15 protein-coding genes, 2 tRNA genes and 1 pseudogene are annotated in these 14,300 nt (G+C 59.8%); 9 read left to right on the top strand and 9 right to left on the bottom strand.

What is annotated here, in order from left to right; genetic code table 11:
- The first annotated feature begins 1 nt into the window (after position 1).
- Together EKN07_RS08715 and EKN07_RS08720 are read left to right on the top strand one after the other, a co-directional pair.
- On the top strand, positions 2-733 hold the full coding sequence (locus tag EKN07_RS08715; protein WP_108715788.1) for an ABC transporter ATP-binding protein: 732 nt from the start codon (positions 2-4) through the stop codon (positions 731-733).
- Positions 730-3,378: an FtsX-like permease family protein gene (locus EKN07_RS08720; protein ID WP_126146177.1), complete on the top strand. Its 2,649-nt coding sequence runs from the start codon at positions 730-732 to the stop codon at positions 3,376-3,378. Before EKN07_RS08715 ends, EKN07_RS08720 begins: the two co-directional genes overlap by 4 nt.
- A gap of 187 nt (positions 3,379-3,565) precedes the next feature.
- Here the strand turns inward: EKN07_RS08720 and EKN07_RS08725 are convergent.
- Together EKN07_RS08725 and EKN07_RS08730 are read right to left on the bottom strand one after the other, a co-directional pair.
- Positions 3,566-3,639 (bottom strand) — tRNA-Val (locus EKN07_RS08725).
- A gap of 126 nt (positions 3,640-3,765) precedes the next feature.
- Positions 3,766-4,164, bottom strand: coding sequence for a DUF3052 family protein (locus EKN07_RS08730; RefSeq protein WP_108715791.1), 399 nt, complete (start codon positions 4,162-4,164; stop codon positions 3,766-3,768).
- 225 nt (positions 4,165-4,389) lie between these two features.
- Between EKN07_RS08730 and aceE the strand changes: the two genes are divergently transcribed.
- The 6 genes and pseudogenes from aceE to EKN07_RS13050 all read left to right on the top strand — a co-directional run bounded on the left by aceE (position 4,390) and on the right by EKN07_RS13050 (position 10,140).
- Positions 4,390-7,125, top strand: coding sequence for a pyruvate dehydrogenase (acetyl-transferring), homodimeric type (gene aceE / locus EKN07_RS08735; RefSeq protein ID WP_126146178.1), 2,736 nt, complete (start codon positions 4,390-4,392; stop codon positions 7,123-7,125).
- Positions 7,126-7,151: 26 nt separating this feature from the next.
- Positions 7,152-7,850 (top strand): ABC transporter permease, encoded by a 699-nt coding sequence (locus EKN07_RS08740; protein ID WP_108715793.1) that lies wholly within the window; start codon positions 7,152-7,154, stop codon positions 7,848-7,850.
- Positions 7,847-8,329 carry an ABC transporter ATP-binding protein gene (locus EKN07_RS08745; RefSeq protein ID WP_126146179.1) on the top strand — a complete coding sequence of 161 codons (483 nt, stop codon included), beginning with the start codon at positions 7,847-7,849 and terminating at the stop codon, positions 8,327-8,329. The genes EKN07_RS08740 and EKN07_RS08745 overlap by 4 nt, the downstream gene beginning before the upstream one ends.
- Before the next feature lie 260 nt (positions 8,330-8,589).
- A pseudogene (locus EKN07_RS13040) lies at positions 8,590-9,253 on the top strand (ABC transporter transmembrane domain-containing protein).
- Complete coding sequence (locus EKN07_RS13145; RefSeq protein WP_276308070.1) at positions 9,189-9,806, top strand: ABC transporter ATP-binding protein; 618 nt, start codon at positions 9,189-9,191, stop codon at positions 9,804-9,806. Before EKN07_RS13040 ends, EKN07_RS13145 begins: the two are co-directional and overlap by 65 nt.
- Before the next feature lie 31 nt (positions 9,807-9,837).
- On the top strand, positions 9,838-10,140 hold the full coding sequence (locus tag EKN07_RS13050) for a hypothetical protein (RefSeq protein WP_241228162.1): 303 nt from the start codon (positions 9,838-9,840) through the stop codon (positions 10,138-10,140).
- Positions 10,141-10,315: 175 nt separating this feature from the next.
- Here the strand turns inward: EKN07_RS13050 and EKN07_RS08755 are convergent, their stop codons facing one another.
- On the bottom strand, positions 10,316-11,005 hold the full coding sequence (locus tag EKN07_RS08755) for an HAD hydrolase-like protein (protein ID WP_108715795.1): 690 nt from the start codon (positions 11,003-11,005) through the stop codon (positions 10,316-10,318).
- Positions 11,002-11,619 (bottom strand): L-threonylcarbamoyladenylate synthase, encoded by a 618-nt coding sequence (locus tag EKN07_RS08760; RefSeq protein WP_108715796.1) that lies wholly within the window; start codon positions 11,617-11,619, stop codon positions 11,002-11,004. The genes EKN07_RS08755 and EKN07_RS08760 overlap by 4 nt, the downstream gene beginning before the upstream one ends.
- A gap of 34 nt (positions 11,620-11,653) precedes the next feature.
- Here EKN07_RS08760 and EKN07_RS08765 point away from each other — a divergent pair, with 34 nt between their 5' ends.
- On the top strand, positions 11,654-11,863 hold the full coding sequence (locus EKN07_RS08765; protein WP_108715797.1) for a hypothetical protein: 210 nt from the start codon (positions 11,654-11,656) through the stop codon (positions 11,861-11,863).
- A gap of 97 nt (positions 11,864-11,960) precedes the next feature.
- On the opposite strand, the gene EKN07_RS08770 is transcribed toward EKN07_RS08765, so the two are convergent.
- The 5 genes from EKN07_RS08770 to EKN07_RS08790 all read right to left on the bottom strand — a co-directional run bounded on the left by EKN07_RS08770 (position 11,961) and on the right by EKN07_RS08790 (position 14,282).
- Entirely contained in the window at positions 11,961-12,467 is a 507-nt protein-coding gene (locus tag EKN07_RS08770) for a DUF3145 domain-containing protein (RefSeq protein WP_108715798.1), read from the bottom strand.
- Between the two features lie 164 nt (positions 12,468-12,631).
- Positions 12,632-13,117 (bottom strand): peptide deformylase, encoded by a 486-nt coding sequence (locus EKN07_RS08775; RefSeq protein WP_108715799.1) that lies wholly within the window; start codon positions 13,115-13,117, stop codon positions 12,632-12,634.
- Between the two features lie 97 nt (positions 13,118-13,214).
- Positions 13,215-13,289: transfer RNA gene (locus EKN07_RS08780), tRNA-Asn, on the bottom strand.
- 138 nt (positions 13,290-13,427) lie between these two features.
- Positions 13,428-13,928, bottom strand: coding sequence for a hypothetical protein (locus EKN07_RS08785; RefSeq protein WP_126146180.1), 501 nt, complete (start codon positions 13,926-13,928; stop codon positions 13,428-13,430).
- Between the two features lie 42 nt (positions 13,929-13,970).
- Positions 13,971-14,282, bottom strand: coding sequence for a hypothetical protein (locus tag EKN07_RS08790; protein ID WP_108715801.1), 312 nt, complete (start codon positions 14,280-14,282; stop codon positions 13,971-13,973).
- Between the last annotated feature and the right edge of the window lie 18 nt (positions 14,283-14,300).

Below are 14,300 nucleotides of genomic sequence, written 5' to 3' on the forward strand. Positions count from 1 at the left end.
CATGACCGGTCGCGGCTCTTCCGCTCCGGTGTTGCGCCTCGAGCATGTCACACGTACCTTCGGCAGTGGGGTCACCACTGTCGTGGCTATTGACGATATCAATCTGACCGTTTCACGCGGGGAACTCGTAGCTGTTATGGGCCCCTCCGGTTCGGGCAAGTCCACCCTATTGAACATTTGCGGTGCCCTCGACGTTCCCGATGTGGGGACCGTTACGATTGATGGGACGAACCTCTCCGGGCTCTCACCTGCCGGTCGGGCACGGCTGCGACGTCGTCGGCTCGGATACGTGTTTCAGGACTTCAATCTCATCCCATCTCTTACCGCAGTAGAAAACGTTACGCTTCCCTTGGAACTGGATCACGCGCCACGTGCGCAAGCACGCGAGGAAGCATGCAACGCACTTGACGACCTCGGGGTGCTGGACCTGGCTGATCGCTTCCCTGATGACATGTCCGGAGGTCAAAGGCAACGGGTTGCGATCGCGCGCGCAGTCGTGGGGACCCGTTCGTTATTGCTGGCAGACGAGCCTACCGGCGCATTGGACTCCAGCACCGGAGACGCCGTCATGTCAGTTCTGCGCGAAAGGGTTGACGACGGTGCAGCCGGAGTTCTCGTCACTCATGAGGCGCGCCTGGCGGCGTGGGCTGATCGGACAATCTTCCTGCGCGACGGGCACATCACCGATGCCACGCGGTACGAGAGCTTTGAGAGCCTACTGGATCCATCATGAACCGCGCCGTCTGGCGCCTGGCCCGGCGCGAACTCACCCGTCACCGCATACGTAGTCTGTTCGCGCTGCTGCTGGTGGCGCTGCCGGTGGCCGCAATCAGTGCACTCGGTGTTGTAAGCACTAGTGTCAACAACCTCCAGTCCCAACTCGAGGAAAACGTACAGGCCACTATCCTTTATTTCGGGGTACCCGTCCACCAGGACCCCCCTGGTTACGCCATCAACACGAGGGGCGGGCAACTACCCAGCTCCGTCGATGTACCGACGGCGGTCACACCTCTTATCCCCGACGACGACATCGTGACGCTCGATGCCGACCTCACCGTCAAAATACGTTCTTCCACACAAGAGGTTTTCGCCACTCTGCGCCAAGTGGACACCCGTGATCTCACAGCCAGCACGCCCATTACAACCGGTGGACGACCGGGGAAGGGGGAAATCGCCCTGACGCAGGAGTACGCCCGCGAACTGGGCGTGCACATCGGTGACAGCGTGCAGCTCTACTACGACAGTCACTGGACTCGTGTTACCGTCGTCGGAATCGGTAGCAATCTTTTGGCCCCCGATCAGCTGGTGACAAACGACGACACCCTAACGGTCGGTACGGCGAGGTGGATTATCACGGGTCCAACGCCCATTGACTGGGACACCGTCAAAGCGCTCAACGAACGTGGTTTTGTCGTTGAGTCCGCCTGGGTACTAGCCCATCCGCCGCCGCTCTCCAAGCAGTATCCCGATATTCTCGCTGATTCACAGGCAGGAGCCGGGGCTGGTTTCTCGATCAGCGACTGGCTGTGGACCGGTGGACTCGTAGCTGCCGGACTTGTCGAGATGGCACTGCTTATCACGCCTATCTTCACAGTGTCCGTCAAGCGGCAGACAAGATCGATTGCGCTGACGGCAGCAATTGGTGCCACCACTAGGCAACAACGATTACTTGTGCTCCTCCAGGGAGCCATTCTCGGGTTCCTCGGCAGCGCCCTCGGTATCGGGATCGGGAGCACTGCCGCCATCGGCTATCTGCACCACCGCGAATTTCTACCAACCATCCCGTGGTTATGGCTAGTAGGAACGGCGTTGCTGGGACTATTTCTTGGAATTGTGTCCGCCTGGTTCCCCGCCCGTTCCGCTGGACAGATCAATGTCATTCGCGCTCTATCTGGTCGACGTGCCATCGCCACACAACACGGACGGCGACACCAGTTCCGAAGATTTGTGTTCCCCGCTTTGATTGTCATCGGCGGACTCATTCAGCTCTTGGCAGTGCGCGAAACACGTTATCTGACCTTCGTTGGCGGCACCGGTCTGTTCTTTCTTGGTCTCATAGGCTGCGCACCGCAATTCATTGCGCTAGCTGCCTACGCAACCTCACGAATCTCACTACCCCTGCGCCTGGCAAGTCGCGAGGTGCGCCGTTCTTCTCACCGTACCGTGCCGGCGACCGCCGCTATACTCGGTGCAACACTAGTGACGAGTATGACTTTGGTTACGGTAACTTCGAACACCATGCAAAACTATGCCCGTCAGGCACGTGTCGGCCCGCAGGCCTCCATTCTCGTCGGCCCGCGCAATCTCGACTTGGCCACCGACGCCGACTACCGGCAGCTGACAGCCGCACGCGAACGCGTTGAGAAGATCGTCGGCCCTTCGGCCACCGCACCTCTATATGCGGTGTGGGACTCCACCCATATGACATATCTGTTAGCCGATATTCCGCCGGAACAGGAATGCCCGCTGTACACCATCCCCAATGCCGATGAGACCCCCGCAATCGAAAAGCAGTACACGGATGATCCAAGGTGCGAGAGCTTCTTCAACAATTCCTGGTGGGAGAGGCCCGAGTTGCCCAGCCCTGATGACGGCATCCTTGCTCTCGTAGACGATGGAAACTACCTGGAGACAAGTGGCCTGCTTACTGACACGCAACTCGCGCAAGCCCGGAGGACTCTCGCGGAAGGCGGCGTGGTGCTCTACGAGTCCAATGCCATCGTCGAGGGCAGGGCCACCATGCAATTGTGGGGTTGGGACGGTAGCAACAACGAGCAAATCCTATTGGAGCAGATGCAACTACCCGCGGTCCACGCGCTTCCCTATACCTTCCCCTACATGGTGCTCAGTCCGGCAGCAATCGAACAATTCGGACTGACACCGGTTCAAGTCGGCACACTCATCGTGCCCAAGAATCCGCCGGATGCCTTCGAAGCTGATGAGGTTCGTAGCACAATTCGCGCGGAGTACAGCCTTTTGAGGGCAATCGTATCCCAACAGCGTCCCGTCGAAGTACTAACTCCTTTCCTACTCAGTGCCCTCATCCTCTTCATTCTGATAGGCGCAGTGCTCCTGGTGCTCGCTCTCGCCAGCCAGGAAACTCGTGACGACCTCGGCACCATGGATGCCGTTGGTGCTCCCCCCGCACTGCGCCGCCGCTACGCGGCCGCCCAGTCCACCTTGATCGCCTTGGCATGCAGTCCGATCGGAATTCTGGGCGGAATCTACGCGGGCGCCCTGAGTGTGCACATAACCGCGTCGGAGTTACACATCCCCTGGCCACTCATCCCGCTGATCGTGCTGATGCCCCTGCTCGCGGCTTTCACCGGTGCCTGCGCCGCGCCGCGGCGTCCACGCCTGACCCGGCGCAGGGACTAGATATCGTCGCACACACAGATGCGGATAGGCGAGCCACCGACGGAGGCACGACTCTCCTGGAGAGTCACGGCCGCACAGAACGTGCCCGCATAGAACCTGGGCGTTCACGAAATACTGAATACTGACGACGCAAGGGCACCGGGCGGTGTCCCAACCGAAGCGAATGAGCTACCAGCGTCCACTGCGGTGGGCCCGGCCGGATTCGAACCGACGACACCTGCGGTGTAAACGCAGTGCTCTAACCAGCTGAGCTACAGGCCCATGTCCACCCAGACCCCTATCGTGCGGTCACGGGTGGGCACTCGTCATACACTACCGCAAACTGATGGCAATCCGCACGACGCGCGGTCGGCGTATCCGCAGGCGCACGCCGTGCAACCCGCCCGGCTAGCGACGCGGCCCCTGCGCCGTCAGACGCACACCGGTCCACGTGTCGCTGACCGCCACCGTTGTGGTAGCCAGCATCCCCGCAGTTTCCGCCGCCTCCTCGATGACGTCCGCCTGCACGTGACCAAGCTGCCGCGGACCGGGCACAAGAAGCCAGCACAGCGCCGCCTCTGAATCGAGGTTTGCCTTGATATCGAGGATGAGATCAGCGAGGTCATCGGCATCGCCGTCGTCGTCACGCCACCAGGCCAGTGCCCCATCCGCAATGTCTGGGTAGTCTTCATCCACTAACTCACCACCTATGGCCTCTTCAACCATTGCGCGCACGGTGGCGTCAACGTCATCGTCGTATCCGAATTCTTGGACAACACTTCCCTCGGTGAAACCCAACGATCTCATGGGAACTAGCCCACCGCATTCCCCGCGATTTCGCAAGTGGAGACACCTTCCGCGTGCCGCAATTCAGCTATGAGAAGGCACGACGTGAGCATAATGGCATACGGATCACACGCCAGAAGCGCTTAGGCAGGATAGACTTAGTCCACACCCGGGACTTTCGTCCATCATGACCGGTGGCACAGAACACACCCGGGGCCAACGCCGCTGTCAACCAAGGGAGATTCCATGAGCCAGCAGACTCCACCCCTCATTAACGGTCAGCTCAGCCAGGTGCCCGATATCGACCCAGAAGAAACCAGTGAGTGGGTCGATTCAATCGATAACCTCATCGAGTCAGGAGGCGCCTTACGCGCCCGTTACATCCTGACCAGCCTGGAGCAGCGAGCACGCCAGAAGGGTGTGAACATCCCGCCAAATCTCGTCACTCCGTATATCAACACCATCCCGGTGGAAGACGAACCGTTCTATCCCGGTGACGAGACACTCGAGCGGCAGTTTCGACGCTGGGTGCGGTGGAACGCCGCAGTGATGGTGACCAGGGCGCAGCGCCCGGGCGTGGCAGTCGGCGGTCACATTTCGTCCTTCGCGGCGCAGGCAACGCTGTACGAAGTCGGTTTCAATAACTTCTTCCGCGGCAAAGATCACCTGGGCGGTGGCGACCAGGTGTACTTCCAGGGTCATTCCTCTCCCGGCAACTACGCGCGCGCCTTCCTGGAAGGTCGGCTACGTGAGGAAGATCTCGACTCGTTCCGGCAGCAGGTGTCACGGCCTTCCGGTGGGCGTGGCCTGCCCTCCTATCCGCATCCGCACCAGATGGCGGACTTCTGGGAGTTCCCGACCGTTTCCTTGGGTATTGGTCCGCTCAATGCCATCTACCAGGCATGGTTCAACCGCTACCTCGATGAGCGCGGGATTAAGGACACCAAGAACCAGCACGTGTGGGCCTTCATGGGCGACGGCGAAATGGACGAGGCAGAATCGCGTGGACTACTGCAAACCGCCTCTTCACAGGGCCTCGACAATCTCACCTTCGTGATCAACTGCAACCTCCAGCGCCTGGACGGCCCGGTGCGCGGTAACGGCAAGATCATTCAGGAACTCGAAGCCTTCTTCAAGGGAGCCGGCTGGAACGTCATCAAGGTGATCTGGGGTCGCGAGTGGGATCGGCTCCTACAAGCCGATAAGGATGGCGCACTTGTCAATCTGATGAACGAGACGCTCGACGGCGATTATCAGAGTTTCAAAGCGCATGACGGTGCCTATGTACGCAACGAATTCTTTGGGCGTGATCCCCGCACCAAGGCGATGGTGGCCGACTGGAGCGACGAGCAGATCTGGTCGCTTAAGCGCGGCGGCCACGACTACCGCAAGGTCTATGCGGCTTACAAAGCGGCTTTGGAGCATACCGGACGCCCCACCGTGATTCTCGCGCACACGATCAAGGGCTACGCGCTGGGAACCAACTTCGCCGGCCGAAATTCAACGCACCAGATGAAAAAACTGAATTCAGCGGACCTCAAACTGCTACGCGACACGCTACATCTCGACATCGACGACGCCCAGTTGGAGGATCCTTACACGGCTCCCTATTACAAGCCGGAGCCAGATCATCCCGCAATGCAATACATGCTGGACAAGCGCGCCGCACTTGGAGGCTTCTTGCCGGAACGACGCGTCTTTTCTCAAGGCGTCACCATGCCCAAGAAGAAGCACTTCGATACCTTGAAACCCGGCTCTGGAAAACAGAAAGTAGCCACCACGATGGCGCTGGTTCGCTTGGTGAAGGACCTCATCAAAGATAAAGACTTCGGCTACCGCATAGTGCCAATTATCCCGGATGAAGCCCGCACCTTCGGATTGGAGGCACTGTTCCCCTCAGCGAAGATCTTCAACACGCTTGGCCAGCAGTACACTGCGGTGGATCAAGACATGCTGCTGTCCTACAAGGAGTCTGAGAAGGGCCAGTTGCTGCACACCGGTATCTCGGAAGCCGGCTCGACTGCGGCCTTCACGGCTGTCGGCACCTCGTATGCCACCCATGGCACGCCAATGGTCCCCTTCTATATCTACTACTCCATGTTTGGTTTCCAGCGCACCGGAGACCTCTTCTGGGCGGCTGCCGACCAGATGGCGCGCGGCTTCGTCGTCGGTGCTACCGCTGGACGTACGACGCTCACGGGCGAAGGACTGCAGCATCTTGACGGTCATTCCCCGATCCTCGCTTCCACCAACCCGAGTGCAGTGATCTATGACCCGGCCTATGCCTACGAGATCGCCCATATCTTCCGTGACGGCTTGGTGCGGATGTACGGCGACGGCTCTGACGGACGCGATCCGAATGTCTTTTACTATCTGACCGTGTACAACGAACCCATTCACCAGCCCGCAGAACCGGAGAATGTGGATGCCGAAGGTATTCTTAAGGGCATCTATCTCCTCGACGGCGTCGAGGGCGATGGGCCGCGCGTGCAACTGCTTGCCTCCGGCGTAGGGGTGCCGTGGGCGCGCGAGGCGCGGCGCTTACTGGCAGAGGACTGGGGCGTGCGAGCGGCCGTTTGGTCGGTGACATCCTGGTATGAGTTGCGCAAGGATGGGCTCGCCGCCGATCAGCACAACTTCCTGCACCCGGAGGAGCCGATACGCACTGCATATGTGACGGAGAAGCTACAGGGCGCCGAGGGGCCCTTTGTCGCCACCTCCGACTATGATCATCAGGTACAGGACGCAATCCGCCCCTGGATCCCCGGCGCATACTACACACTGGGCGCAAATGGGTTCGGGTTCTCAGATACCCGCTCAGCCGCACGGCGCAATTTCAAGATCGATGCCGCATCCATGGTGGTGCGCGCTCTGCAGGGCCTCGCAGACCAAGGGGCAATTGATCGCAGCGTGGTCAAGCAGGCAATTGACCGCTACGATCTGTTCAACCCCAATGCAGCGGAGCCTGTCCGCGATCTTTAGAGAAACCCGTAGGAAGCTCCCGTGACATTGATCCGAATGGCCGGGAACTTCCTACGGCGCCGCCGTGGCATCGTAGCGGCTATCGTCTTGCTCCAGCTCGCGCAGGTGCTTTTCAACCTATCGCTCCCTTGCTCGGCGCGGACATTATTGACCACGGAATCCTGCACGGTGACACCGCATTCATCTGGCATACGGGTGGCATCATGCTCGGTGCGACCCTGGTTCAGATGGGGTGTTCCGTTCTGGCGATCTATCTTGGTTCGCGTACCGCAATGGCACTGGGACGCGAGTTGCGGGCGGAGACTTTCCGGCACGTCCAACGCTTCACCACCGCTAACCGGCATCACTTCGATGCACCCACGCTGATCACCCGGACCACGAATGACGTCACACAGGTCCAGATGGTGGTGCTACTGACGTTCACCGTGATTGTCAACGCTCCCATCATGGGAATAGGCGGAGTGGTTATGGCGATCAGGCAGGACACTCAGCTGTCCTTACTGCTCCTACTGGTTGTTCCACTCCTCTTCACACTCATCCTGCTCGTCATGTCCGCACTGAGTCCCCGGCATGTGATCCAGCAGCAGCGCATTGATCGCATCTCGACGCTTCTGCGCGAGCAGCTCACCGGAGTGCGCGTAATCCGGGCTTTTCGCCGACAAGGCGCCGAGGCGCGCACATTTGACGACGCCAATACGCAGCTGCGTTCATCTCCCACCTCATGATGATTCTCGGCGCCGTCACGATGACGGGAATGATGTCCATGCTCTATACGCGCCGGCAGGTCTCCGCCAAACGGATCCGGGAAATCCTTGATACCCGGCCGTCAATTGCCGCACCGGAGCATCCACTGCACATTCCTTCCGGCCCGCTGACCTTTGCCCGTGATCCTGTGACGCTACGGTATCCGGGAGCGGAGGAACCCGTGCTGCGGGACGTCAGCTTGACACTGGCTCCGGGCACTACGACCGCGATCATTGGCTCCACCGGCTCGGGAAAGTCTTCGATTGTACGACTATTGCCTCGGCTCGTGGATGCTGGCGACGGCGCCATCACCGCCGGAGGCATCCCGCTGACAGCACCGGATCCTGCGGAGCTGCGACGGCGCGTAGCCGTCGTACCGCAACCTTCTTGCTCTCCGGGACTGTTGCATCCAATGTCACGGGGCGTATTCGCCCCGGAGGTGAGGAGGAACAACGCGTAATCGCGGCACTGAAGGCAGCCCAGACATGGGCCTTCGTCTCCGAAGCCGACATTCACGCCTCGATCAAGGCCGGCGGCCGTAACCTCTCCGGCGGGCAACGGCAGCGATTGACCATTGCCCGTGCATTGTACCGGTGCCTGCCCGATCCCAGTGGTAAACGCCAAGCGGATTCGCTCCGCATGAGGGAACCCGGAAGCGGCGCAGCAGAGCCGTACAGCACCTCACGCGACCTGCGCACCGCCCTGAAACGTCTAGCGGACATGCTGCAGCCGGCGCGTCTACAAATCATCGCCATTCTCCTCATTAGCCTGGCTGCCACCGTCGGTACCGTAGCAGCACCGAAGCTACTTGGAGACGCAACCAACCTGGTGGTTGATGGTGTTGCGGCACACGGAGTCGACTTCGCCGCTTTGCTGCACCTGCTCGCCGTCGTAGCCGCGTACTACATCGCCGCCGGTGTTCTGCAGTTTATCGGCGGCTTCATCACTCGAATAGTTGTGCAAAACCTCGGCTATCGGCTACGAGGCGCTACGCGAGACAAAATCGACCGCCTGCCCCGGTCATTTCTCGGTAGGCAGCAGCGTGGCGATTTGCTCTCCCGAGTCACCAACGACATCGGCAACATCACGCAAACCTTGCTGCAGACGCTTAACCAGCTAGTCTCCTCGATCTACCTCCTTATTGGCACTCGCCATGATTTTTTCGACCTCATGGTCGCTTGCGTTGCTCTCGGTGGCCGTTCTGCCCATCGGCGTGGTCGGAACTCTGGCGATTCTGCGTCGCTCGCGGACACAGTTTCGGCGGCAATGGAAGACCACAAGAGACGTTTCCGCTATCATCGAGGAGTCGTTCACAGGCCTTGACGTCGTCACCGCTTACGGCCTTGGAAGAGGGGTTCGAGGACGTCTTCGACGAAGCCAATGAGCGGCTTTTTCAGGCGGGATTCCGCGGGCAGGCACTTTCGCAGCTGTCGCAACCAGTGATGAACTTCGTCGCGAATCTCTCTTTTGTCATTGTGCTTGTTGCGGGTGCCTTCCAAGTCTGGGCAGGACGCTTGTCGATCGGTGGGATTCAGGCATTCATCCAGTACTCCCGACAACTGACGAACCCCATCCAGGCACTTTCATCCATGGCGAATCTCATTCAGTCCGGTACCGCCTCCGGTGAGCGTGCCTTCGATTTTCTTGATACCGCGGAGATGATGCCGGATGCGACCACCCCATACGAGGAGCTTGTGGCGCCGGAGAAGCGCCAGGGACACGTCGAATTCCGACACATACACTTCGGGTACACCGAGCGGGCAGTGATTGACGATCTCTCCCTGACCATTCAACACGGGCAAACCGTGGCCATCGTCGGACCAACCGGCGCAGGCAAGACCACGCTGGTGAATCTACTGATGCGCTTCTATGAACTCGACGGGGGCGAGAGCCTCCTTGACGGAATGCCCATCTCCAGCTCGAGCACGAAGGTTTGACACGGCTCGAGGCGAGATCCTCCTTGACGGAATGCCCATCTCCAGCATGACGAAGGATTCGTTGCGCGAACCCATGGGGATGGTTCTCCAGGACACGTGGCTGTTTGAAGGAACAATTGCCGAGAACCTTGCCTTCGGGCGCGAGGGCGCAGAACGCAGCGAGATCATTGCAGCGGCGGAAGCGACCGGCGGCGACCAGATGATCCGCATGCTGCCACTGGGCTACGATACCCCGGTCTCCGACGACGGCGGGTCGATCTCGGCCAGAGAGAAACAACTGCTCACATATAGCCCGAGCCTACCTGCGCGACCCCGACATCCTCATTCTCGATGAGGCGACGTCGTCGGTTGATACCCGCACCGAAATGCTTGTGCAGCGCGCCATGGCGCGCTGCGGCGCGGGCGCACGTCGTTTGTGATCGCTCACCGTCTCTCAACGATCCGCAGTGTGGACCTCATCGTCGTTATGGAACACGGCGATGCCGTAGAAACCGGGCGGCACGAGGATCTCATTGCTCGCGGCGGAGCATACGCGCGGCTGTATCAGGCGCAGTCTCTGGGAGCACAGCGTCACGAATGATGACCTCCAGTTCCTCAACCGTGGCCGCTGTTCTCCATGCCTGAACGTATTCTTCCTCGCGTGCTGCACCCCAGCGGACCAGAATCGTCCGCATGCCGTTGGCCGCTGCGCCGTCAGTGTCATAGCACCGATCACCGACCATCAGGGCGTCAGCAGTTGCAATCCCCACGGCGCGCAGCGCCGCGAGAGCATCGGCTATGATCTCGCTTTTGCCCGCTCTTCCCTCCAGTGCATCGGAACCGCAGATCACCGTGAAATTGCCTGCGACACCGAGGTACTCCAATAGGTCACGCGCAGATTCTTCACGTTTAGAGGTGGCCACGGCCAGGGGGATACCGGCGGAGGCGAGATTCTTCAAGAGACCGCTAATACCGGGAAACAACAAGGTTTCGTACATGTGCTGTGCATACCGCGAACGGTATGCGCGCACGTAGTAAGCAATGTCGTCTACCCCGAGTTCTTGAAAGGAGCTTCGTAGGGGCGGCCCAATAAAGTGGCGGTAGAACGATGGGTCGTGATCAACACCTGCTTCTTCCCGCATCGTCTCCGCGAAGCACCGGGTAACAATCGGCTCCGAATCAGTCAATGTGCCGTCAAGGTCAAAGAGTACCGGTCTCATAGTGATATGCCCGTCACGTCGCCGGCGCCCTGTCGAGCGATCTCGCCAGTTACAAGATCAAGTACCGTTGTCGCACCGCCTTCACCACACGGACCATCAACGACAATATCAAGCGCATGACCAATGGACTCGTTGACCTGCCATCCCTCGCTCAGCGGCTCCTCTTCACCGGGAAGAATGAGGGAGGAAGACAGCAGGGGTTCGCCCATCGCGCCGACCAATGCCTGCGTGATCTTGTGATCGGGAATTCTCACTCCCACCGTCCGCTTCTTCGGGTTCAGCGTCATACGGGGAACTTCCTTTGTCCCCTTGAGAATAAAGGTGTAGGGGCCGGGGGTCAGCGATTTGATGAGCCGGAAGTATGGGTTGTCCACAATGACGAGTTGACCGAGTTGCGCGAAATCATGGCAGAGCAGTGTGAAGTGGTGCTTCTCCCCCACTTGGCGGATGTCACGAATACGGTCTAGCCCCTCCTTATTTCCCAGGGCACAGACAATGGCGTAGCCGGAATCCGTTGGTAGTGCGGCGACTTCGCCTCTGCGTAGCCGTTCCACCACCCGGTCTATCAGGCGTGGTTGCGGGTCAATCGGGTGTATCTCAACAAGACGTGCCATATCCTGAGCCTAGCGAATTATGCGAGGTGATGTTATGAACAACCAGTTAATTGCCGTGGCGCGTGAGGTGCTGGCCCGCGAAGGCGTGCCGGAGGCGGAACATGTGGACATCAACTTTTCTTTGCGGGCAGTGGACCGTGTCACGCGATGGGCGGTGGCGGTTGCCATTGAGTCTGCCGGAGGCGGACAGCTTACAGATGAGCAGATTTGCGCCGCCCAGACGATTCGCGACCTTCTTCCCTAGTCCACCCATCCACTGAACGACCTCCTACACCATCTGCGATATCACGGCGGATGAGGAGCGGTCGGGTCACGCTCGCCGGGTACCCGATCGCCCACCGTCAACCGACTCGATGCAACCAACGCACCGGCGCACCTGCACCGGCATAACGGAACGGCTCCAACTCGTCGTCCCACGCCTGGCCCAGCGCCACATCCAGTAGTCGCCGAAGCTCGGCGGAGTCCTCTCCAGCTTGGTCGAGTGCGGCACGAATCCGATTCTCCGGGACGACGACGTTCCCCGTCATGTCGGTCTGTGCGAAAAAGATCCCCAAACCAGGAGTGCATGACCATCTGCCTCCCTCGGAGACCGCAGTGGGGTCCTCTGTGATTTCGAAACGCAGATGTTCCCATCCGCCGAGCGCAGAGGCGAGCATCGCACCGGTACCCGCCTCACCGGTCCACGACGTTTCAGCGCGGTTCATCGACGGTAAGGCAGGTTGCCGAGTCCACTCGAAGTGCGGTTCGTAGCCGAGTACACTAGCAACCGCCCACTCAACATGAGGTTGAACGGCCGGTGTAACCGAGTGGATGAATATGACGCCTCGGGTGGCGTGTTTTGCCTTCATAGCATCCTCCTGCGCTTCGGTGGCTTTCCCCTTGTCACCCGCACATCAGGATGCGCCTTAAGTTTGCCACATCCGTTCTCTAAACACCAGCGTTCACGCCAATCTCTCCCGATGAGGCGCACCTTTCGGCCCGAGGGGAGCTAAGCGGAGCAGTGTTTATGCACCTACAGATCACGAATGGCGCGCATCGCCTTCTTACGAACCGAGCGTTCCAACCGATCAATGTACAGATGCCCGTCCAAGTGGTCGCATTCATGCTGAATGCACCTGCCCATCAGGCCTTCGCCCTCGACAATCTTCTTCTTGCCGTCCAGGTCGATCCCCTCCGCCCGTGCGTAGTAATGGCGTTTGGTTGGGAACCATAAGTCGGGCACTGACAAGCAGCCCTCATCGCCGTCTTGGAAACGATCCTCGGAGAGCTCTACAATCACCGGGTTTAGAATGTAGTCGATCTCGCCGTCAATGTGCCAAGAGAAGGCCCGCATTGAAACACCGATCTGGTTCGCAGCCAATCCGGCGCGGCCGTCGTCGTCCACATTCTCCAGCAAATCCTCAACCAATGCCCGCACTCCCGGTGTGATCTCATGAATTGGCGCACAGGGCGTGCGAAGGACGGGGTCGCCGACGATTCGGATCTCACGGTAGGTCATGGCCTGATCCTCTCACATCATGCACCGGCTTCGTGCTCGGACTATACCGGCGCGACGGCAAAAAACAAGGCCCGATTCCACGGAACCGGGCCTGCCGTGGCTCCCGCGGCTGGACTCGAACCAGCAACCGTTCGATTAACAGTCGAGTGCTCTGCCATTGAGCTACGCGGGATCGCGACCAGAAAAACTATACCAGATGCAGGCGGTATGGCGAACACATGGAGTGCGGTTCCCGTCACGTCCGGGCATCATATGACCATGACCAACGAACTCCCGCTGTCACCGTGACGGCTCCCGGCGCATCCCTGGATCACCCCAGCGCGTCATCAAGATCTATGCCCGTCACGTCGCGCAGTGAAGCTTCGAGCCGCGCTATCTCCGGGCGATCCGATGCAAGGCTCTGTCCGGCGATGATGACCTGTGTGAACAGACCGTCACCATCACGGCGCACCAGACCGCGAGCCCGGGTTCCCGATGGAAGAATCACATGCTCCTGGTACACGATTGACCCCTCAAGGCGCTCCCGCACAATCAGCGCAATTGCGTCGCGCGCCCCCTCCGACCACACCAGCACCAGAGGTGTGCGCGACGAATCAACGAAAGATAGCCGTAAAATCCGCGTGGCACCGTCCCAGGCCGCTCCCTCAAACTCGTGCCACGCATACTCGAACACTGCTTGCCCGTCGCCGGTGGCAAGCTTGTCCTCGTACACTGCCAGCCAGCGCGGAGGGTCTCCTTCCAGCTCGGCCGCAGCTAGTGGTCGCCCCCGTACACCGGCCACGGCATCGGGTTGTTTACGCCGCCCAAACATCCACATGCCCCCTATCGAACTGGCATCGGGCCAGCATCGAATTCACCCCTTGGGCAACTCGCTTGAATCGGTCAGCACGACTGTACCGACATAGACCGTTGGGTTAGCCTCCATGGCTCTCGACTCGCGGGCGTGCCGCCCGGCAAGGAACCCGAGCACAAGAAGTACAAGTCCACATACCAGGGCAATAATCATGCGACGTCGTTGAATCGCATGTAACTGCTCCAACTCGGTGGCATCGAGGGTAGCCGTCGTGACTGCCACCTCCGGTGCCTCGTTCTCTGAACTCGCTTCTGCCTCCACGCCCAAGGCTGAGTCCTCCTTCGACACCCCGTCGCGTTCCGAGTTTCCCATCGCATAGCCTCCTTCTGT

Source organism: Actinobaculum sp. 352, assembly GCF_003957265.1.
Lineage (GTDB): Bacteria > Actinomycetota > Actinomycetes > Actinomycetales > Actinomycetaceae > Asp313.